Annotated in this window: 19 protein-coding genes and 1 pseudogene; 10 read left to right on the plus strand and 10 right to left on the minus strand. The window is 62.7% G+C overall.

What is annotated here, in order from left to right; translation table 11 throughout:
- Window positions 1-83 precede the first annotated feature (83 nt).
- The 7 genes from DKB71_RS13915 to DKB71_RS13945 all read right to left on the minus strand — a co-directional run bounded on the left by DKB71_RS13915 (window position 84) and on the right by DKB71_RS13945 (window position 4,888).
- Window positions 84-1,064, minus strand: a complete 981-nt coding sequence (locus DKB71_RS13915) for a FecR domain-containing protein (protein WP_408600756.1) — start codon at window positions 1,062-1,064, stop codon at window positions 84-86.
- Window positions 1,061-1,567, minus strand: coding sequence for a sigma-70 family RNA polymerase sigma factor (locus tag DKB71_RS13920; protein WP_274078057.1), 507 nt, complete (start codon window positions 1,565-1,567; stop codon window positions 1,061-1,063). Before DKB71_RS13920 ends, DKB71_RS13915 begins: the two co-directional genes overlap by 4 nt.
- A gap of 120 nt (window positions 1,568-1,687) precedes the next feature.
- Window positions 1,688-2,146 carry a MarR family transcriptional regulator gene (locus DKB71_RS13925; RefSeq protein ID WP_323628456.1) on the minus strand — a complete coding sequence of 153 codons (459 nt, stop codon included), beginning with the start codon at window positions 2,144-2,146 and terminating at the stop codon, window positions 1,688-1,690.
- Between the two features lie 119 nt (window positions 2,147-2,265).
- Complete coding sequence (locus DKB71_RS13930; RefSeq protein ID WP_408600757.1) at window positions 2,266-2,718, minus strand: Ohr family peroxiredoxin; 453 nt, start codon at window positions 2,716-2,718, stop codon at window positions 2,266-2,268.
- Window positions 2,719-2,781: 63 nt separating this feature from the next.
- A complete protein-coding gene (locus DKB71_RS13935) occupies window positions 2,782-3,234 on the minus strand; it encodes an Ohr family peroxiredoxin (RefSeq protein ID WP_408600758.1) in 453 nt (150 codons plus the stop codon).
- Between the two features lie 217 nt (window positions 3,235-3,451).
- On the minus strand, window positions 3,452-3,907 hold the full coding sequence (locus DKB71_RS13940; protein WP_323608898.1) for a glycine zipper 2TM domain-containing protein: 456 nt from the start codon (window positions 3,905-3,907) through the stop codon (window positions 3,452-3,454).
- An 84-nt stretch (window positions 3,908-3,991) separates the two neighbouring features.
- Window positions 3,992-4,888 carry a LysR family transcriptional regulator gene (locus tag DKB71_RS13945; protein ID WP_408600759.1) on the minus strand — a complete coding sequence of 299 codons (897 nt, stop codon included), beginning with the start codon at window positions 4,886-4,888 and terminating at the stop codon, window positions 3,992-3,994.
- Window positions 4,889-4,988: 100 nt separating this feature from the next.
- Between DKB71_RS13945 and DKB71_RS13950 the strand changes: the two genes are divergently transcribed.
- Window positions 4,989-5,738, plus strand: a complete 750-nt coding sequence (locus DKB71_RS13950) for an SDR family NAD(P)-dependent oxidoreductase (protein WP_408600760.1) — start codon at window positions 4,989-4,991, stop codon at window positions 5,736-5,738.
- An 8-nt stretch (window positions 5,739-5,746) separates the two neighbouring features.
- On the opposite strand, the gene DKB71_RS13955 is transcribed toward DKB71_RS13950, so the two are convergent.
- Window positions 5,747-6,025, minus strand: coding sequence for a Rho-binding antiterminator (locus DKB71_RS13955; RefSeq protein WP_274078064.1), 279 nt, complete (start codon window positions 6,023-6,025; stop codon window positions 5,747-5,749).
- Between the two features lie 249 nt (window positions 6,026-6,274).
- On the opposite strand from DKB71_RS13955, the gene DKB71_RS13960 reads away from it, so the two are divergent.
- The 3 genes and pseudogenes from DKB71_RS13960 (at window position 6,275) to DKB71_RS13970 (ending at window position 10,146) form a co-directional block, all read left to right on the plus strand.
- Entirely contained in the window at window positions 6,275-7,612 is a 1,338-nt protein-coding gene (locus tag DKB71_RS13960; protein WP_408600761.1) for an MFS transporter, read from the plus strand.
- A 25-nt stretch (window positions 7,613-7,637) separates the two neighbouring features.
- The gene (locus DKB71_RS13965; RefSeq protein WP_408600762.1) at window positions 7,638-8,900 is read left to right on the plus strand and encodes a gallate dioxygenase; all 1,263 of its coding nucleotides are present in this window, start codon (window positions 7,638-7,640) and stop codon (window positions 8,898-8,900) included.
- Between the two features lie 284 nt (window positions 8,901-9,184).
- Window positions 9,185-10,146: pseudogene (locus DKB71_RS13970) on the plus strand (IS110 family transposase).
- Between the two features lie 1,039 nt (window positions 10,147-11,185).
- Here DKB71_RS13970 and DKB71_RS13975 read toward each other — a convergent pair.
- Complete coding sequence (locus DKB71_RS13975) at window positions 11,186-12,400, minus strand: LysR family transcriptional regulator (protein WP_408600763.1); 1,215 nt, start codon at window positions 12,398-12,400, stop codon at window positions 11,186-11,188.
- Window positions 12,401-12,556: 156 nt separating this feature from the next.
- Here DKB71_RS13975 and galB point away from each other — a divergent pair, with 156 nt between their 5' ends.
- From galB to DKB71_RS14005, 6 genes are all read left to right on the plus strand, one after another.
- On the plus strand, window positions 12,557-13,303 hold the full coding sequence (gene galB / locus DKB71_RS13980; RefSeq protein ID WP_408600764.1) for a 4-oxalmesaconate hydratase: 747 nt from the start codon (window positions 12,557-12,559) through the stop codon (window positions 13,301-13,303).
- On the plus strand, window positions 13,300-14,016 hold the full coding sequence (locus DKB71_RS13985) for a 4-carboxy-4-hydroxy-2-oxoadipate aldolase/oxaloacetate decarboxylase (protein ID WP_408600765.1): 717 nt from the start codon (window positions 13,300-13,302) through the stop codon (window positions 14,014-14,016). The genes galB and DKB71_RS13985 overlap by 4 nt, the downstream gene beginning before the upstream one ends.
- A gap of 2 nt (window positions 14,017-14,018) precedes the next feature.
- The gene (locus tag DKB71_RS13990) at window positions 14,019-15,095 is read left to right on the plus strand and encodes a 4-oxalomesaconate tautomerase (RefSeq protein ID WP_408600766.1); all 1,077 of its coding nucleotides are present in this window, start codon (window positions 14,019-14,021) and stop codon (window positions 15,093-15,095) included.
- Window positions 15,096-15,151: 56 nt separating this feature from the next.
- Window positions 15,152-16,372, plus strand: a complete 1,221-nt coding sequence (locus DKB71_RS13995) for a helix-turn-helix domain-containing protein (RefSeq protein ID WP_408600767.1) — start codon at window positions 15,152-15,154, stop codon at window positions 16,370-16,372.
- A gap of 35 nt (window positions 16,373-16,407) precedes the next feature.
- Window positions 16,408-17,037: a glutamine cyclotransferase gene (locus DKB71_RS14000; protein WP_408600768.1), complete on the plus strand. Its 630-nt coding sequence runs from the start codon at window positions 16,408-16,410 to the stop codon at window positions 17,035-17,037.
- A gap of 140 nt (window positions 17,038-17,177) precedes the next feature.
- Entirely contained in the window at window positions 17,178-18,188 is a 1,011-nt protein-coding gene (locus tag DKB71_RS14005; RefSeq protein WP_274077940.1) for a GlxA family transcriptional regulator, read from the plus strand.
- Window positions 18,189-18,207: 19 nt separating this feature from the next.
- Here the strand turns inward: DKB71_RS14005 and DKB71_RS14010 are convergent, their stop codons facing one another.
- A complete protein-coding gene (locus DKB71_RS14010; protein WP_408600769.1) occupies window positions 18,208-19,068 on the minus strand; it encodes a CAP domain-containing protein in 861 nt (286 codons plus the stop codon).
- Between the last annotated feature and the right edge of the window lie 142 nt (window positions 19,069-19,210).

The raw sequence follows: 19,210 nt of genomic DNA on the forward strand, positions 1-19,210 counted from the left end.
TTCTCCTGAAGGTGTGAGTGTCAGGAGATAGGTGGGACGAGAAATGAAAACCGGACACGAATAAGAGTGATTTGCAAAAAAAATTATTCCTTGGCCGGTTTTGCGCGAATCAACGTCAGCCACGGACTGTAGTGATCGACCCGGATCGGCAGGGTTTCCGCCAGCGCCGCGAAGGTGCGCGCAGGGTCGTTGAGCGGGAACACGCCCTGGACCCGCAAGTCACGCACTTCAGGGGCCAGGCGAACAAAACCGCGACTGTAGGGGCGCAGCGCATCCACGACGTTTTCCAGGGGCTCGTCCAGCACATTCAGGCGCCCGCCGAGCCAGTCGGCGCGATGTCGCTGATCGCCAGAAACCGGTTCGATGTGCCGCGCGTAGAGCAGGGCGGATTCTCCCTCCTGCAGGTCACGTCGGGTGCCATTGAAGAGCGTGGCTTGGACGGAGTGCTCCAGCACCACCACACGACTGGCGTCCTGCTCCTGGGCGACGAGGAAACGCGTACCCAACGCGCGCACCTCACCCTGGGCGGTGCGCACGCGCAACGGACGGTGCGGATCGGGCGCGACCTGAATCACCAATTCGCCGTGGCGCAGGATGACCAGCCTTTGCTGGCCGTCGAATTGCAGGTCCACCGCGCTGTCGGCGTTGAGGCTCAGGCGGCTGCCGTCGGTCAGGTTGAAATCCTCGCGCTGCCCCCGTCCAGTGGACAGGTCGGCGAACAGGCTGTCGCCCAGCGGGCTGCGCGCACCCAGCCACAAACCGCCACCGAGCAGGCCTAAACCTGCGATTACCCGCAGCGCATCACGCCGCGATGCCTGCGGTTGCAAGAGCACCTGGCGGGCATGCTCGGTGTGCCCCGGCAAGCGTCGATCGAGGGCGCGCAGCGTGTTGAAGGAACCGTCCAGGCGCTCCTGCAATCTGGCCCAGGCCTGGGCGTGCGCCGGGTCCTTGGCCAGCCAGGCATCGAAACGTGCCTGCAAGGCGGGCGTGGGGGTACCGGCGCGCAGGCGCACCATCCAGTCGATGGCCTGCTCGCTGACAGGGTCCAGGCGCTCTGTTTTCATGTCGCCATCTCGCTCAGGTAGCACTGGCGCAATGCCTGCTTCATGTAGCGGCTGACCGTGCGCTCCGACAGGCCCAGCTTTTGGGCGATTGCCACATAGCTCATGCCGTCCAGCTGGCTGTAGAGGAAGGTGGCCTTGACCACCGTCGGCAGGCCATCCAGCGCCCGGTCGATGGCGACCAGCGCTTCGATCAGCTGCAGCTGTTCTTCGGGGGATGGCGCGAGCATCTCGGGCAGGGTGGACAGGCGTTCGAGATACGCCAACTCCAGCTTGCGCCGGCGATGCCGATCGAAAATGAGCCGTCGGGCGATGGTCGAGAGGTAGGCGCGGGGTTGTTCGATGCTGTCGGGATCGACCCGGGCCATCAGCATCTGGCAAAACGTATCGGCGGCAGTGTCCTCGGCGTCCGCATGATTGCGCAGCCGTCGCTGGATATGCTGCAGCAGCCAACGGTGATGATCGCTGAAAAAGTAGCTCAGCTTGCTGGTCGAAGGAGGTTGCACCGGTGGATTTTCCAGATGTTAGTGTGAATCGTTCTCAATACTACCTTTGAGCGACGAGCCACCGCAATCGGGACTTTCCGGGCAACCGCTGTGGGGGGACCGGTTTTACAGCTTCAGAGATTATTTATCGGCATTGGTCGTGCGGATCAGATTGTTGCGCAATGCCACGATCGCCTGCTGCATCTGTGCGAAATCGTCGGGATCGAGGCCCGTTTGTGGAAAGCCGTCTTCGGTCAGTTCGGTGCGTAGTTGGCGACCGGCGTCGGTCAGGCTGATGCGCACCTGGCGTTCGTCTTCCGGGTCGCGCTGGCGCAGCAGGTAACCCATCGCTTCGAGCTTTTTCAGGATCGGGGTAAGGGTGTTGGATTCCAGGAACAGCTTTTCCCCGAGGCTGCCGACGGTCTGGTTGTCCTGTTCCCACAGCACCACCAGGGTGATGTATTGCGTGTAGGTCAGGCCGAGCCGTTCGAGCATCGGCTTGTAGGCCTTGCCGAACGCGAGGTTGGTGGAATAGACCGCAAAACACAGGAAGTCGGAGAGCTTGAGATCCAGGGCGGACGTCTTGTCGGTGCTTTTCATGGGGGGTTCTCTTTGGGCAGGCTGCAGACTGAGACTGTACATCGTATGCGATGGTATCGGAAGAGCACTAACCCTGCGGCCGCCTGGCCGGTCCCCCCGGGAACCGGCCGTGCCATGGGTTACGCGGTCTGGACGTTGATGGCGACGTCAATGTTGCCACGGGTGGCCTTGGAGTAGGGGCAGATCGCATCGGCATTGTGGGCCAGCTCGGTCGCGACTTCCTGTGACAGGCCCGGCACCCGCAGGGTCAGGCGGGCCTGGAGGAAGTAGGCGGCGCCGGTCTGGCCCAGGTCGACTTCGATGTCCACAGCCGTATCGGCCGGCAGGGTCACCTTCGCCTGTTGGGCGGCCAGGCCCACCGCTGCGATGTAGCAGGCCGACCACGCCCCGGCGAACAGCTGCTCGGCTTTCGGGTGCGGTTGCACACCGGTCAGCACATGCGCCGGTGTGGCGCTGCCGGGGGACGACAGTTCGATGTCGAGGTTGCCGTTATGGCCGCGCGAGGTGGTGCCGGCGCTGCTCAGGGTGGTGTGGCTCTTGCCGCTGGCCAGGACTTTTTCGATCTTGCTCATGATGATTTCCTCAGGTTTACCAATATGTTGTGCGCATACGCTTTGATCGCATACGATATAAAATTAGACCGTAATAACGCTCAGGGCAACGTCGATATTGCCGCGTGTTGCCTTGGAGTAGGGGCAGATGGAATCGGCGATGTGCGCCAGTTCCGTCGCGACGTCCTGTGCCAGCCCCGGCACGCGCAGGGTCAGTCGGGCCTGAAGGAAATAGGCCGGACCCGTCTGGCCCAGGTCCACTTCGATGTCGACGGACAGGTCCGCCGGCAGCGCAATGTTGCGCTCGGCGGCCACCAGGCCGACGGCGGCGGTGTAGCAGGCCGACCAGGCCCCGGCGAACAGTTGCTCGGCTTTCGGGTGCGGCTGGGTGGCGGCGAAAACATGGGCGGGCTGGGCAGCGCCTGGGGTCGACAGTTCGATGTCGAGGTTGCCGTTATGACCGCGCAAGGTGTTGCCGGCGTTGCTCAGGGTGGTGTGGGTCTTGCCGGTGGCCAGGACTTTTTCGATCTTGCTCATGGGGTGAATCCTCAATGGGGCGGTCAGGTTCGATTAGTGTCGCATACGTTTAGATCGCATCCGATGCATTTGATAGTCCTCCAGAAGCTGATTGGCGTCAAGGGGTATTTTCATCTCTGGACGACGAACGGTCTGATTCAATTCGCGTTCAATAAAAAGCCCCGGGCTGTTGAGGCCCGGGGCTTTTAACTATCGGTGCTCGACGGCGGGGTGATGATCAGCCCTGCGGCACTACCCGGGCTTCATTGCCGGTGCCTTCGATATAGACACTCTGGCCTTTGCTCAGAGCGGCATTGATCGGCTGGGTCACCGACACCAGCACGCCGCTTTTGGTGCGCACGATAATCTGCTGGGCTTGCTGCGGTTGATCGTACTTTTTCTTCTCGGCGTAGTTGCCGCCCGCCGCACCGGCGAGGGCGCCGGCGACCATGGCCACATCGCGCCCGGTGCCCGAACCGATCAGGCTGCCGATACCCACGCCCGCCAGTCCGCCAAGAATGGCGCCGACGCCGCTGTCGTGGTTGGTCTGCATCTGCGTCATGGTGATCTGCTCGATTTTCCCCGAGCGGATTTCCATCTCGCCGGCGCCACCACTTCCAGCATCGACGGCGGCGCAGGCGCAAAGCACAAGACTTACGAGGGTAATCGTCAGCCAGGAAGCGGTGTTTTTCATGTCGAACTCCATCACCAGGGGAAGCGGTTCATGCAAACGCATCAGCGCAGGTTAGACGAAGGAGACTAGCACAGGGCCCCGGTTTTACTGGCCGCCCAACCGCTGCAGTTCCTGCTGCACAAAATCGGCGAACAGTCTGATCCGGATCGGGGTCAGCGTACCAAAGGCGTGCAGCGAATGAATCGCCAGCGATGGCAGGGGGTGGTCGGCCAGCACTTGTACCAAGGCGCCTGAATCCAGGTCTTGTTGCACCGTGCATTTCATCAGGTAGGCCACGCCCATGCCGCCGAGCGCGGCGCCGCGCAGGCCGAACCCCGAGTCCAGGCCGATGCGACCGCGGGGGACCAGGGTTTCACCGTCGGCAAAGACGATCGGCAGGGTTCGGCCATTGAATTGATAGCGCACGAAGGGCAGGGCGCGCAGTGCCTCGATGGAGGTCGGGGTGCCCCATTCGCCGAGGAACGCCGGGGAGGCGACCAGGGCCATGTCGAGTTGGGCCAGGGTACGGCTTTTCAAGTCGCTGTCGAGGAGGCTGCCGACGCGAAAAATCACGTCGTAGGCTTCGCGAATCACGTCCACATGGTGATCGAGCAAGGTCAGGTCCAGCTCCACATCCGGGTGGTCGCAGAGAAACACCGAGTGGATCCTCGGCAGCAACAGGCGTCCCAGGTCGCTGGGCATGCTCACCCGCAGGTGACCGCGGGCGCCGCCGGTGTGACGCAGCGCATCGGCGCTGTCGTCGATGGCGCGCAACAGCGGCGCGACCCGCTCGAAAAATGCCTGGCCCTCGGGGGTCAGGCCGAGCATGCGCGTGGAGCGGCGAAACAGCTTGGCGTTGAGCTCCGTTTCCAGCCGGGCAATGCTTTTGGAGATGGCCGAGGGCGTGGTGCCGGCATTGCGCGCGGCGGCGCTGAACGAGCCGGCTTCTACCGCGCGGACGAAGGCGATCAGGCTGGCCGACTGGTTCAACAGGTTGGACATCTAGTGACTCCGCAGCACAACAGATGTGCCTGGTGCTGGACTGGTTGGCGGGGATGCGCGCGACATAATACTGCGCTCCTTCAACAAGTGGAGTCAGCAGATGCAACGTCTACAAGGTAAGGTCGCGGTGATCACCGGCGGCAACAGCGGCATTGGTCTGGCCGCCGCGTGTCTGTTCGCCAAAGAGGGGGCGCAGGTGATCATCACGGCGCGCCGCCAGGAGATACTCAATGAGGCGATCCACCAGATCGGCCATGGCGCCATCGGCATCAAGGGCGATGTCGCCAGCCTCGAACACCATGGCGAGGTGGCCGAACAGGTGCGGGCGCGCTTCGGTGCGCTGGATGTCTACGTGGCCAATGCCGGGGTCATCACCCTGACGCCATCGCAGCAGGTCACGCCGCAAGAATACGACGCGCAGTTCAACATCAACACCCGTGGCGTGTTCTTCGGGGTGCAGGCGATCACGCCGTTGCTGCGCGACGGTGGCAGCATCATTCTGACCAGCTCCCTGGCGGCGAGCAAAGTGCTCGACGGGCATGCGGTGTATGCCGGTTCCAAAGCGGCCATCGCGGCATTCGCGCGCAACTGGGCGCTGGAGCTGCGCGCGCGGCGCATCCGCGTCAACGTGTTGAGCCCAGGCCCGGTGGATACGGCGATCATTGGCAAACTGGGCGTCACCGAAGAACATCGCCCGGGGTTTGTGCAAATGATGGCGGACATGATTCCGGCAGGTCGCCTGGGCGAGGCCCATGAGCAGGCACAAGCGGCGCTGTACCTGGCGTCCAGCGACAGTGCATTCGTCAACGGCATCGAATTGCACGTGGACGGCGGCATGTCGCTGGTCTGACACAGGCCTCAGAATGTGCAGGAGGCATCGGAAAATACCACCCGGCCAAACTGTGCATTCGCATCCAGTGGCGTAATGGCCAGCAGGTGGTCCAGGCGAACCTCCTGCTGTCCATCAGCCGTTTCAAGGCGCAGAAACTCTTCCTTGTCGCTGGAGGTTCGCGTGGTCAACGCCGTGGCGACCAGGCGTGAGCCATCGTGCAACTCGATGTCCAGTCGATAACCGCGCAGGCAGGCGATCTCCAGATAGTCATGCAGATCGCAGTTCATGGGCCGGTAGGTGTTCATGTCGTTACTCCTGACAACCTTGCAGTTTGAGGATGAAGTAACCCTGTTTGTCGATTCACGCTCATTGTAGACATCACCTCGAAAATCACCCGATAAGAAAAACCGATACCCGCTTAAGGATTTCCCGGAGGCGGGGCAGGCCCGTGCGGCTTTAGAGTCACGCCCAGGGTTTGGCTGGCGGATGGCTGATGGGCCTGTCGCCGTTACCACGCCAGTCGGAATTTCTATAAAAACAAGAAGGTGATAAGCATGAGTCACGACACGGTCGATATCAAAGCGTGGATCGACAACCGACCGGTTGCCGGGTACCAGTGGCTGATCATGAGCCTGTGTTTCTTCGTTGTGCTGTTCGATGGTTTTGATGTCGCGGTCATGGGTTTCATCGCGCCTTCGCTGATCCAGGACTGGGGGCTTTCCAAGGCGGCCTTTGGCCCGGTGATGAGCGCCGGCATGGTCGGCCTGGCCATTGGCGCCTTGACCGCCGGCCCTTATGCCGACCGCCTGGGACGCAAGAAAGTGCTGTTGATTGCCGTGACGGGTTTCAGCGTGCTGAGCCTGGCCTGTGCCTTTGCGCGCAATCCCTATGAGCTGGCAGCCCTGCGGCTGTTGACCGGCGTGGCCCTGGGCGCCGCAATGCCCAATACCACCACGCTGCTTTCCGAATACCTGCCGGAGCGTAATCGCTCGCTGTTCATCACCCTCATGTTCACCGGTTTCAACATGGGCTCGGGGCTGGGCGGTTTTCTCGCGGCCTGGTTGATCCCGCACCACGGTTGGCAATCGGTGCTGCTGGCTGGCGGCATCCTGCCGCTGGTGCTGCTGCCGTTCCTCTGGCTGCTGTTGCCCGAGTCGCCGCGGTTCCTCGCGGCACGGAATGCCCCGGCCAGTCAGATCGCCAAGGTGTTGAACAAGTTGGGCGGGCGTTTCTCGGCGGCCACGACATTCACCATCAGCGAGCCCCAGGTCCAGCATAAGGCGCCGGTGCGCATGTTGTTCAGCGAGGGTTACCGCTTCGGCACGCTGGCACTGTGGATGACCTACTTCATGGGGCTGCTGGTGATCTACCTGACCATGGGCTGGATGCCGACGCTGTTGCGCGAAGGTGGCCTGTCCATCGAACGCGCAGCGACCATCACCGGCCTGTTCCAGATCGGCGGCACGGTCGGCGCGATTGTAGTCGGCTGGGCGATGGATCGACGTAATCCCAACGCCGTCATTGCGACCTCCTATGCATTGGGCGGCGGGTTCATCTTGCTGCTGGGGGCTTTCAGCCTGGAGTCGAGCCTTTTGGCATTCGGCGTCGTCGCGGCAGGCTTCTGCATGAGTGGTGCGCAGACCGGTCTCAACGCCTTTGCGCCCGGTTACTACCCAACGGATTTCCGCGCCACGGGGGTGAGCTGGATGCTGGGCATCGGTCGTTTCGGCGCTATCTTCGGCTCTCTCATTGGTGGTGCGGTGCTCAGCCTCGGGTTGGGCCTGCCGCTGCTGTTCACCCTGTTGAGCGTGCCGGCCTTCATCGCCGCGCTGGCGATCCTGGCCAATGGTCATGCACGGCGTCGGGTCAGCCAGGCTGTTCTGGCGCAATAATTATCTTCGAACACAGGAACTCGTCATGGCACGCATCATCGGTGGTCTCGCCGTCTCCCACACACCTACCATCGGCTTCGCAGTCGATCACGACAAACAGCATGAAGCGGCCTGGGCGCCGATCTTCGAAGGCTTCGAACCGATCAAGGTATGGTTGAAGGAGCAACGGCCGGACGTGTTGTTCTACATCTTCAACGACCACGTGACGTCGTTTTTCTTCGACCATTACGGCGCGTTCTCCCTGGGCGTCGATGAGCGTTACGAGGTTGCTGACGAAGGTGGCAACCCACGTTCGTTGCCGGCGGTTGGCGGGCATGCGGCGCTGTCGCGGCACATTGGCCAGAGCCTGATGGCCGATGAATTCGACATGAGTTTCTTCCGCGACAAACCGCTGGATCATGGCTTCTTTTCGCCGATGTCGGCGCTATTGCCCTGCGAACCTGAATGGCCGGTGGAAATCGTGCCGCTGCAGGTGGGCGTATTGCAATTCCCGATCCCCAGCGCGTTGCGTTGCTACAAGCTGGGGCAGGCGCTGCGCCGGGCGATCGAAAGCTATCCCGAAGACTTGAAGGTGGCGATTGTCGCCACCGGTGGCGTGTCCCACCAGGTGCATGGCGAGCGTTGTGGTTTCAACAATCCGCAGTGGGACGAGCAGTTCATCGATCTGCTGGTCAACGACCCGGTGCGCCTGACCGAAATGACCCACGCCGAGTACGCCACCCTGGGCGGCATTGAAGGCTCGGAGGTGATCACCTGGCTGATCATGCGCGGCGCCTTGTCGGCCACGGTGAAGAACCTGCATCAGGACTACTACCTGCCGTCGATGACCGGCATCGCCACCCTGTTGCTGGAAAACCAGGACCGGCCTGTGCCCGCCGAGGTCAACGCGCGTCACTTGCAGCACATGCAGCACCAGTTGGCCGGCATCGAAAAGCTCGAGGGCACCTATCCGTTCACCCTGGAGCGCAGCGCCAAGGGCTATCGGCTGAACAAGTTCCTGCACCGCATGATCGAGCCGCAATGGCGCCAGCGTTTTCTCGACACGCCCGAGGCGCTGTTCGAGGAAGGCGGCTTGAGCGAAGAGGAACGCGAGCTGCTGCGCCGCCGTGACTGGCGCGGGTTGATCCAGTACGGGGCGATCTTCTTCGTGCTGGAAAAACTCGCCGCGGTGCTCGGCATTCCCAACCTGCAGGTGTACGCCGCCATGCGCGGCCAGAGCCTGGACGAGTTCATGAAAACCCGCAATCAGCAGGTGCTGTACTCGGTGGCGGGCCAAGCGCCGCGATGATCTGTAGGAGCGAGCGTGCTCCCGTTGGCTGTGAGTCAGGCGACATCTCTATCAACGGGTCGGCCGTCTTCGCGAGCAAGCCCGCTTGTATGTTTAGACTTGTAGGGGTGGTGGGACTAAAAGCCAGCATCTGACTCTAGCCAGTACAGACCGTGGGAGACTTCGCCCCACCCCTTCACCAAAGCGCCGATAAGGAATGCATCGGCCATGACCGACGATAGAAGCAAGCCAGCGCAATGGTGAAGCCCCGACAAGCCTTTAAACCCTAACCCGGAGCTTTCTTTGTGGCAATGAGTGTCTCGCGTTCTGTAGTCGGAGTGGATGTCGCCAAGGCCGAAGTGGTGGTCTATCAGGCCGACACGGATCTGCTGTTGCCCGTGTCAAACGATAAACCGTCTCTTACAAAGTGGCTGAAAACGTTACCTGCAAACAGCGCCATCGCGATTGAAGCCACCAATATCTATCACCTGGATACGGTTGAGCTGGCTCATGCAATGGGACATGTCGTCTATGTCATCGACGGTTTCCGTTTGAGTAACTACCGCAAAGGAGTGGGTGGCCGCGCCAAAACAGATGCCAGCGACGCGCGTTTACTGGCGCGTTACTTGAAGAACGAAGAGGAAGAGCTACGTCCTTGGAGCCCGCCGCCGAAGGTCTATACCAAGCTTCAAAGCCTGCTTCGAAGACGAGCGACATTGGTCCAGGCGCGTGTCAGCCTGACTCAAAGCTGGAACGACGAGCCGCTGCTGAAAGCGGCATTCAAACAACAGATAGCTGCCATGGGTCGATTGGATTTACTCATCCAGAAGAAGCTGTTGGAAGTCGTCAAAGAGGCGGGTCTGTTGGATCAAGTCAAACGCTGCCAGGCCGTAGAGGGGGTCGGTTTTCTTACCGCCACCGCACTGACGATGGCATTTCAACGTGGCGACTTCGCCAGTGGTGACGCCTATATCGCGTTTCTTGAATGGATTTGAGAGTCTCTGATTCGGGGCAGATGAACGGACGTCGAAAGCTGACCAAGAAAGGTGACTCAGAAATACGGCGTCTGCTGCATAACGCCGCGATGGCTGCCAGTCGCTCGAAGACCTGGAAGCCATTTTACGAACGCTATCTGGAGCGAGGATTAAAGACGACTCAAGTGCTGGTCATCCTGGCTCGAAAGCTGGCACGAGTGGCGTTCGCCCTGATGAAGAACCAGAGCGAGTATCAGCCAAATCCAGTCTTGGGGGCTTCCCCCCAAACATAGAATCTCCCACATTTTGATTGGCGCCGAGCACAAGTGCCGGGTGCGCTGGAGATCCCCTGGGGAGCGGGCTTGCTCGCGAAAGCGGTGGGTCAGGCGACATCTCTGTCAACGGGTCGGCCGTCTTCGCGAGCAAGCCCGCTCCCACATTTTGATTGGCGCCGAGCACAAATGCCGGGTGCGCTGGAGACCCCTGTAGGAGCGAGCTTGCTCGCGAAAGCGGTAGGTCAGGCGATATCTCTGTCAACGGGTCGACCGTCTTCGCGAGCAAGCTCACTCCCACATTTTGATCGGTGTCATGCACAAGATCTGTGTGCACTGGAGATCCCTTGTAGGAGCAAGCTTGCTCGCGATGGCTGTGAGTCAGGCGACATCTCCATCAACGGGTCGGCCGTCATCGCGAGCAGGCTCACTCCCACATTTTGATCGGTGTCATGCACAAGATCTGTGTGCACTGGAGATCCTTTGTAGGAGCAAGCTTGCTCGCGATGGCTGTGAGTCAGGCGACATCTCCATCAACGGGTCGGCCGTCATCGCGAGCAGGCTCACTCCCACATTTTGATCGGTGTCATGCACAAGATCTGTGTGCACTGGAGATCCCTTGTAGGAGCAAGCTTGCTCGCGAAAGCGGTGGGTCAGGCGATATCTCTGTCAACGGGTCGGCCGTCTTCGCGAGCAAGCCCGCTCCCACATTTTGATTGGCGCCGAGCACAAGTGCCGGGTGCGCTGGAGATCCCCTGTGGGAGCGGGCTTGCTCGCGAAAGCGGTGGGTCAGGCGACATTTCTGTCAACGGGTCGGCCGTCTTCGCGAGCAAGCCCGCTCCCACATTTTGATTGGCGCCGAGCACAAGTGCCGGGTGCGCTGGAGATCCCCTGTAGGAGCGAGCTTGCTCGCGAAAGCGGTGGGTCAGGCGATATCTCTGTCAACGGGTCGACCGTCATCGCGAGCAGGCTCACTCCCACATTTGATCGGTGTCATGCACAAGATCTGTGTTCGCTGCAGATCCCCTGTGGGAGCCTGCTCGCGAAAGCGGTGTATGGTTCACACGGAAATCGCCGCCTGTTCGCGAATCACCCGGCGAATCATCTCCATCAGGGCTTGAGCCACTGGCGTGTGCAGGCATCCATGGCGATAAGTCAGGCCGATCGCCCGGGTGGTCTGTTTCAATTCCACTGGCAGAATGCACAGCTCGCCGGAGGCGATTTCCTGTTCCAGTTGATGCGCGGATACCGCCGCGAGCATGTCCGAGCGCAGCAATAGGCCGCGGATGATCGCCATGTCGGCGCTTTCCACCACCGGCCGGGGCGGCGCGATGCCGAAACGGGCGAAACACTCGTCGAGCATCTGCCGGGCCGGCGATCCGGCGCGGGGCAGCACCCATCGAGCTCTGCCCAGCTCGTGGTGCAGGGCGGTTTTCGCATAGAGCTGATGATCACGCCGGGCCAGCACCACCATGTCTTCGGTGAGCAACGCCTCGCCGGTCAGGTCGCTGGCATAGGCCTCTGAACGCAAGGCACCGAAAATGAAATCGACATCGCCGGCGCGCAGCTCCGTTGCCAGCAGATCAAACGGGCTTTCATTGGTGATCACCTGGATAGCCGGGTGCTCGGCCACCAGGCGCACGATGGCCTCGGGCAGGATGCGCGTGCGGCCAAGGGGCAGGGCGCCGACCTGCACCACCCCTTGCAGGGTACCGCGCAGGGCGGTGATGTCGGTCTCGATGTGGCGCAACTCGTTCAGTGCCCGGCGGATCGGAAAGAGGATTTCGTGGCTCGCGGGAGTGGGCTGCAAGCCCCGTGGCGTACGCTCGAAGAGCGTCTGGCCGCAGCCACTTTCCATGACCTTGATGGTCGAGCTGATCGCCGGCTGACTCAGGCCGAGCAGGCTGGCGACCGTCTGCATATGGCGCGTTTCACAGAGTTTGATGAACACCTGCAGGCGTCGGGCCTGGAGCAGGTAAAGCGGCTCGACCGCGCGTTTTTCTCCGCCACCCAACAGCCGCGGCACGCTTTCCAGCTCGGCGAGTACGCGTCGTGCACGGGGTAGCAGGCGTTCGCCATCATCGGTCAAACGCATACCGTTGGCGTGGCGTTCGAACAGCGGCACGGCGAGGCGGGTTTCCAGCTCGGCAATCGCCCGGGTCACTACCGATTGCGCCCGATACAGCGCCACAGAGGCCCTGGATACGCTGCCGTGATCGGCCACCCGGACGAAGGCGCGTACGTGCATGAGGCTGGGCAGTTCAGTGGATTCCATGGGGATGATGCTCGGAAGTAGCTGAGTGAAGCGGACTATGCCGCCGCCCTGTACCAGTGGCAATAAAAAAAACGCATACCTGTAACAGCGCAACGCATTATTCCGCTGGCAGCAGCCGATGCGATGCTCTTTCGACACGCAGAAGGAGTATCCGCAATGATCGATTCACCGAAAAACGCACCGAAAAACGCGCTGGTGGTCAGCGCTCACTCTGCCGATTTCGTCTGGCGCGCCGGCGGCGCCATCGCCCTGCACGCGCAACAGGGCTACAACGTGCACATCGTCTGCCTGTCATTCGGCGAGCGCGGCGAGTCCGCCAAGTTGTGGCGCAAGGGCGAGGTGAGCGAAGACAAAGTCAAAAGTGCGCGCCGTGAAGAAGCCCAGGCCGCCGCCGATATCCTCGGCGCCAGCGTCGAGTTCTTCGACATCGGCGACTACCCGATGCGCGCGGACAAGGACACCCTGTTCCGACTCGCCGATGTGTTTCGCCGGGTGCAACCGGAATTCGTCCTCAGTCACTCAAGCAAAGACCCCTACAACTACGATCACTCGCTGGCCATGAACCTGACCCAGGAGGCGCGCATCATCGCTCAGGCCGAAGGCTACAAACCGGGCGAGAAAATCGTCGGCGCGCCACCGGTCTACAGCTTCGAACCGCACCAGCCCGAGCAATGCGAATGGCGCCCCGACGTGTTGCTGGATATCACCCAGGTCTGGGACAAGAAATACGCCGCCATCCAGTGCATGGCCGGCCAGGAACACCTGTGGGAGTACTACACCCGCGTCGCCCTGCAGCGCGGCGTGCAAGCCAAGCGCAACGTCGGGATCACCTCCAGCCGCGACATCATCTATGGCGAAGGCTATCAAAGCATTTTCCCGCGCGTGACGGAGAACCTGGCATGAGCGAGTTGATCGGCAAAACCGGCATTGTCGTGCGCAATATCGACCGGGCCGAGCGCGCGCTGGTCGATGAGCTGCAACGCTACGGCGTCGCGACCATTCATGAAGCGCAGGGGCGCAAAGGCCTGCTGGCGTCTTCGATCAAGCCCATCCAGCGTGGCACCGTGATCAGCGGTTCGGCGGTGACGGTGCTGGTCGCGCCGGGCGATAACTGGATGTTCCATGTGGCGGTGGAGCAGTGCCGGCCAGGGGATATCCTGGTGGTGGCCCCCAGTTCGCCGTGCACCGACGGTTACTTCGGCGACCTGCTGGCGACCTCGCTCAAGGCACACGGCGTGCGTGCCCTGGTGATCGATGCCGGGGTGCGCGACACCCACACCTTGCGCGAGATGGGCTTTGCGGTCTGGTCCCGCGCCATCAATGCCCAGGGCACGATCAAGGAGACCCTCGGCTCGGTCAACCTGCCGCTGGTGTGTGGCGGTCAGCTGGTCAACCCGGGGGATGTGGTGGTGGCCGATGACGATGGCGTGGTCATCGTGCGTCGCGCCGAAGTCTCGCAAGTGGTCGAGGCCAGCCGTGCCCGCGCCGACCTGGAAGAGCACAAGGCCCAGCGCCTGGCCAATGGCGAGCTGGGGCTGGACATCTACAACATGCGCGCACGCCTGGCGGAGAAGGGCCTGCGCTACGTCGACAGCCTCGACGAACTCGGAGACTGAGCATGGGCCAGATACGCATTCCTTGCCTGTTGATGCGCGGGGGGACGTCCAAGGGGGCTTACTTCCTGGCGGGTGACTTGCCCGAGCAGTCGGCGCTACGCGACCGCGTGCTGTTGGCGGCCATGGGTTCGCCGGCTGCGCGGCAGATCGACGGCATCGGTGGCGGCGACTCGCTGACCAGCAAGGTGGCGATCATCCAGCCCTCGGCGCGCGATGATGCCGACGTGGATTACCTGTTCGCCCAGGTGCTGGTCGATGAGCCGCGCGTCGATTACGGGCAGAACTGCGGCAACATCCTCGCCGGAGTCGGGCCGTTCGCCATCGAGCGCGGGCTCGTGGCCGCCCGGGGCGATGTAACCGCGGTGCGCATTTTCATGGAAAACACCGGACAGATCGCGGTGGCCCATGTGCCCACACCCCAAGGTAGCGTCAACTATAGCGGTGAAGCGCGGATCGACGGGGTACCTGGTGGCGGCGCTCCGCTGATCGTCGAATTCGAGAATGTCGCCGGTTCCAGCTGCGGATCGTTATTGCCCACCGGCCAGGTGGTCGATGTGTTCGACGGCATTGAGGTCACCTGCGTCGACAACGGCATGCCGGTGGTGCTGATCCGCGCCGCCGACCTTGGCCTGCGCGGCGATGAAAGCCCCGGGCAACTCGATGCCGACAGCGCGTTGAAGGCCCGGCTCGAATCGATCCGCTTGCAGGTCGGCCCGCGGATGAACCTGGGCGAGGTGGCCCAGCGCAACGTGCCGAAGATGTGCCTGGTTGCGCCGCCACAGGCCGGCGGGGCGCTGAGCACCCGCACCTTTATTCCCCATCGCTGCCACACCAGCATCGGCGTGTTCGGCGCGGTCAGCGTGGCGGTTGCCTGCCTGATCGAGGGCAGTGTGGCGGCGGGTATCGCCCGGGTCGACGAGGGCGAGGTGAAGCGCCTGCAGGTCGAGCATCCCACGGGGGAATTCAGCGTTGAGCTGCGACTGCAGGACGGAGTGTTGGTCGGGTGTGGCTTGATGCGCACGGCTCGCCTGCTGTTTGACGGCGTCGTATGCGTGCCGGAGGCGCTGTCGTGGTCGTGATATAGACTCATCAGGAGGGCTATCTCGACAGGAGTGACAGGCGTGGCAGGATTGCAATGGATTCGATGATCACCGCCGCGGCGCAGGCGCTGGCGGCGGGGGATCCGCTGGGCGCGCTGGACCGGGTGGCGCTGCGCGACGATGCGCCGGCGCTGGCGCTGCGCGGCATCGCCATGGCGCAACTGGGCGATCTGGCGCGGGCCAAGGCGCTGGTACGCCGGGCGGCGCGGGCGTTCGGGCCGCATGAGGCGTTGGCGCGGGCGCGCTGTGTGGTCGCCGAGGCTGAGATCGCACTGGCATCACGGGACCTCGGCTGGCCGGTCAAGGCCCTCGAGGCGGCGCGGCTCACCCTGGAGGCTCACGATGATCGGGTGAACGCGGCCCATGCGCGCTATCTGCAGATCCGCCGCCTGTTGCTGATCGGCCAGCTGGATCAGGCCCAGGAGCAACTTGCGCAGCTTGCCCCGGCCACCTTGCCACCCCCTTTGCGGGCCACCCATGAACTGGTGGCGGCGGGGATCGCCATGCGCCATCTCCAGGCCCAGGCGGCGCGGGCTGCCTTGGCCAGGGCAGAACTGGCCGCACAACAGGCGGGCATTCCCGCGCTGTCGGCGGAAGTCGAAAGCGCGCAGCACCTGCTCGACAGTCCCGCTGCACGCCTGATCAGTCACGGCACGGGGCGACCGGTGTTGCTCGACGAAGTGGAAGCGTTGCTGGCCTCGACCGCACTGGTGGTGGATGCCTGTCGAAACGTGGTGCGTGGGTCGGGCATGTCGGTCGCTTTATCGAAGCGCCCGATCCTCTTCACCCTCGCACGAACACTGGCCGAAGCCTGGCCATCCGATGTGCCCAGGGAAGTCCTCATTGCCAAGGCGTTTCGCCTGAAACTCAGCGATGAATCCCATCGCGCCCGCTTGCGGGTCGAAATCGGCCGCTTGCGTGCCGCGCTCAAACCCCTGGCCGGTATCCATGCGACCCGTCGTGGTTTTATCCTGGTGGCGCAGGTTTCACCCGAGGTGGTGCTGCTCGCCCCACCGGTGGAAGACAAGTACGCCGCGGTGTTCGCCTTGCTCGGCGACGGCGAATCCTGGTCGAGTTCGGCCCTGGCCCTGGCGTTGGGCAGCAGCCAGCGCGCAGTGCAGCGCTCGCTCGAATCGCTGGCAGCCGAGGGCAAGGTGCAGTCGTTCGGACAGGGACGGGCCCGGCGCTGGCTGACCCCGCCGGTGCCCGGTTTCGCGACGACCTTGTTACTCCCGGTTCCGCTGCCCGGTGGCTAGGATGATTCCACCTACCCCTTTGGAGGAACACCGAAATGAAACAGTCAGCCGCCGAAATCCTGCGTGAATATGGCCCCTTTGCCGATGTCGATGCCGTGCACGGCGTTACCTGGGACGGTGAGCAGGTGTGGTTTGCAACCACCGACAAGCTCCACGCCCTGGACCCCGACAGTGGCCACCTGCTGCGCTCGCTCGATGTCGCCGGCCATGCCGGCACGGCATTCGATGGCACGCACCTGTTCCAGATCGCCGAGGACCGCATCCAGAAAGTCGACCCGAGCACTGGCGAAATCCTCTCCACCATTCCGGCCCCCGGCGGTGGCAACGACTCGGGCCTGACCTGGGCCGAAGGCTCGCTGTGGGTGGGCCAGTACCGCGAACGGAAAATTCATCAGATCGACCCCGAAACCGGGAAAGTCCTGCGCACCCTGCAATCCAACCGATTTGTCACGGGTGTGACCTGGGTCGAGGGCGCCCTGTGGCACGGCACCTGGGAAGGCGAAGAGGGCGAACTGCGCCGTGTCGACTCGAACACCGGCGAAGTGCTGGAAAGCCTCAGTCTGCCGGCCGGCATCGGCGTATCGGGGCTGGAGTCCGACGGAGGCGAGCGGTTTTTCTGTGGCGGTGGCAACAGCGGGCGGGTGAGGGTGGTGCGCCGGCCTTGATGATCTTTTGTGCGCGAACAGACCCGCTTGCTCCGGAGCTTCAACTGGCGTAAACAGAGCGCGCATCGATAGCCGTCGCGAGAGACGGTTATCAATGCGGCCATTCACATCTTGTTCAACACGACCAGGCGAGGCGAACGTTGGTAGAGCGACGTCAGTTCAGCGGTGCCATGAAGGGCAAGAACCTTCGTTACCTCAATGACCACGAAGGCCAGTCCGTTCGGGCCAGGGCCGGCTTCCTGCTGCTGGAACATTTTTCGCTGCCGGCCTTCACCCAGGCGCTCGACACCATCGTCACCGCCAACCTGCTGCGGCCCGAGCTGTTTTCGACGAAAACCTTCGGGCTGAGCGAAGGCGAAGTCATCAGCGACCTGGGCCTGGTGATTCGACCCGATGCGCGCCTTGACCCGGTCGAAATTCAATCGCTGGATCTGTTGGTTGTCTGCGGTGGCTACCGCACCGCGCTCAAGGCCGACGACGGGCTGACCGGCCTCTTGCAAGGCGCGGCCGAGCAGGGCGTGACGCTGGCCGGGATCTGGAATGGCGCCTGGTTTCTCGGCCAGGCCGGTTTGCTCGACGGCTATCGCTGCGCCATTCACCCGGAGCATCGTCCGGCGCTGGCGGAAATCGCCAGGCTCAGCCAGGTCACCAGCGAAGCCTACGTGGTGGATCGCGACCGCCTGACGGCGTCCAGCCCGACGGGTTCCTTCTACATGGCCCTGGAATGGATCAAGGGCCTGCATGACAAGGCGCTGACTGACGGTATCGAAGACATCCTGGCGTTTGAAGCGTCGCGATACCGGCGCATCAAGCCCACCTTGAATGTCTCCGTCAGTGGTCCGTTGAGGGAGGTGGTCAACCTGATGGACGCCAACCTGGAAGAGCCGCTGGAGATGGAGGCGCTTTGTCTGTACGCCGGTCGGTCGCGCCGACAGATCGAGCGTCTGTTCAAGGAGCAGTTGGGCACCACGCCCCAGCGCTACTACATGGATTTGCGCATCACTGAAGCGCGGCGATTGCTGCAGCACACCACGCTGACCATCGTGGAAGTCTCGGTGGCCTGTGGTTTCGTTTCACCCAGCCACTTCAGCAAGTGCTACAGCGCCTACTTCGGTTATCGGCCGTCCAGGGAAACCAGGCTGGTCAAATAACCGTTCGATGAAATGCCGCTCATTGCGCGCCAAACATCATCGTCCAGTAGACCCCCTGGTCACTGCGTGCATCCATCGCATAAGCCGCACCGACCTGAGTGAACATCGGGTTCATCAGGTTGGCGCAATGCCCGGGACTTGCCAGCCAACCGGCCATGGCCTTGTTCGGTGAGCCCTGGCCGGCTGCGATGTTTTCGCCGATCTGCCGCCCACGGAAACCGGCGGCTCGCGCGCGGTCGGCAGCGGTGTCGCCATCGGGGTCCCGGTGGGAGAAGTAATTACCGTAGGCCATGGCTTTGCTGTGCCCTTGCGCCGCCGCGCCGAGGCTGGCGTTCCAGGCCAATGGCCGCGCGGCGGCGAAGCGCTGGCGCCCGCACAGGCGCGGTTTGGCCCGGGCGGCATTGACCTGCGCGAGCAAGGTCTTGCCGACACTGCGCGGATCGCTCACCTGACTGTCCAGCACCGGCCGCGCCAGTACCACCTGCCATTCACCGCGACTGCGAGTGACGCCGATGTCGGCGTACTGGTTGTCCAGCAAGGCGGCGCAATGGTCACCCTGCAGCATCTCGAAGGCCTCTTCGGCATCCTGCGCACCCACCACACGGATGGATCGCACCGTCACGGCCTGGTACCCGGAAGCTTTCAAGCGGTCACGCAAACCGCCGCCGTAGCCGATCGGCAAGGCCAGGCTTGACTTCAGGGCCAGCGGCGACAGGCGTTGGGCGGGACGCCGTGCGCAGTCTTCGGGGTGGGCTCGATAATCGTTGATGGCTTCCACCAGCTGACGCTCCGCACCGGCTTGGGCAGGGGTGGTGATCAGGGGCAGCGAGGTCAACAGGCACAGCGAAGTGAAGCGCAAGGCGAGGGCGTATGGGCGCATGGTGCGGACAGCTCTGATGAGATGACGACGATTGGGGGAGGAAAAATGCCCGTTTAAGACTGGTGTCTTGGGACAAGGTTCAAGGGGGAGGGGTTTTAATATGGGGGACAGCCCTGAACATTGCGTGGACTTCCCTCTGTAG

This window comes from Pseudomonas sp. PLMAX (genome assembly GCF_046042685.1).
GTDB classification, from domain to species: Bacteria; Pseudomonadota; Gammaproteobacteria; order Pseudomonadales; family Pseudomonadaceae; genus Aquipseudomonas; species Aquipseudomonas putida_AE.

What these genes read in the sequence shown, in the direction of transcription:
- DKB71_RS13935 (WP_408600758.1), bottom strand. Translation starts at nt 3,234, where the DNA reads ATGAGCAAGATCGAAAAAGTCCTGGCCACCGGCAAGACCCACACCACC.
- DKB71_RS13975 (WP_408600763.1), bottom strand. Translation starts at nt 12,400, where the DNA reads ATGGAATCCACTGAACTGCCCAGCCTCATGCACGTACGCGCCTTCGTC.
- DKB71_RS13915 (WP_408600756.1), bottom strand. Translation starts at nt 1,064, where the DNA reads ATGAAAACAGAGCGCCTGGACCCTGTCAGCGAGCAGGCCATCGACTGG.
- galB (WP_408600764.1), top strand. Translation starts at nt 12,557, where the DNA reads ATGATCGATTCACCGAAAAACGCACCGAAAAACGCGCTGGTGGTCAGC.
- DKB71_RS13925 (WP_323628456.1), bottom strand. Translation starts at nt 2,146, where the DNA reads ATGAAAAGCACCGACAAGACGTCCGCCCTGGATCTCAAGCTCTCCGAC.
- DKB71_RS13950 (WP_408600760.1), top strand. Translation starts at nt 4,989, where the DNA reads ATGCAACGTCTACAAGGTAAGGTCGCGGTGATCACCGGCGGCAACAGC.
- DKB71_RS14010 (WP_408600769.1), bottom strand. Translation starts at nt 19,068, where the DNA reads ATGCGCCCATACGCCCTCGCCTTGCGCTTCACTTCGCTGTGCCTGTTG.
- DKB71_RS13965 (WP_408600762.1), top strand. Translation starts at nt 7,638, where the DNA reads ATGGCACGCATCATCGGTGGTCTCGCCGTCTCCCACACACCTACCATC.
- DKB71_RS13995 (WP_408600767.1), top strand. Translation starts at nt 15,152, where the DNA reads ATGGATTCGATGATCACCGCCGCGGCGCAGGCGCTGGCGGCGGGGGAT.
- DKB71_RS13960 (WP_408600761.1), top strand. Translation starts at nt 6,275, where the DNA reads ATGAGTCACGACACGGTCGATATCAAAGCGTGGATCGACAACCGACCG.
- DKB71_RS13985 (WP_408600765.1), top strand. Translation starts at nt 13,300, where the DNA reads ATGAGCGAGTTGATCGGCAAAACCGGCATTGTCGTGCGCAATATCGAC.
- DKB71_RS14000 (WP_408600768.1), top strand. Translation starts at nt 16,408, where the DNA reads ATGAAACAGTCAGCCGCCGAAATCCTGCGTGAATATGGCCCCTTTGCC.
- DKB71_RS13955 (WP_274078064.1), bottom strand. Translation starts at nt 6,025, where the DNA reads ATGAACACCTACCGGCCCATGAACTGCGATCTGCATGACTATCTGGAG.
- DKB71_RS13940 (WP_323608898.1), bottom strand. Translation starts at nt 3,907, where the DNA reads ATGAAAAACACCGCTTCCTGGCTGACGATTACCCTCGTAAGTCTTGTG.
- DKB71_RS13945 (WP_408600759.1), bottom strand. Translation starts at nt 4,888, where the DNA reads ATGTCCAACCTGTTGAACCAGTCGGCCAGCCTGATCGCCTTCGTCCGC.
- DKB71_RS13930 (WP_408600757.1), bottom strand. Translation starts at nt 2,718, where the DNA reads ATGAGCAAGATCGAAAAAGTCCTGGCCAGCGGCAAGAGCCACACCACC.
- DKB71_RS13990 (WP_408600766.1), top strand. Translation starts at nt 14,019, where the DNA reads ATGGGCCAGATACGCATTCCTTGCCTGTTGATGCGCGGGGGGACGTCC.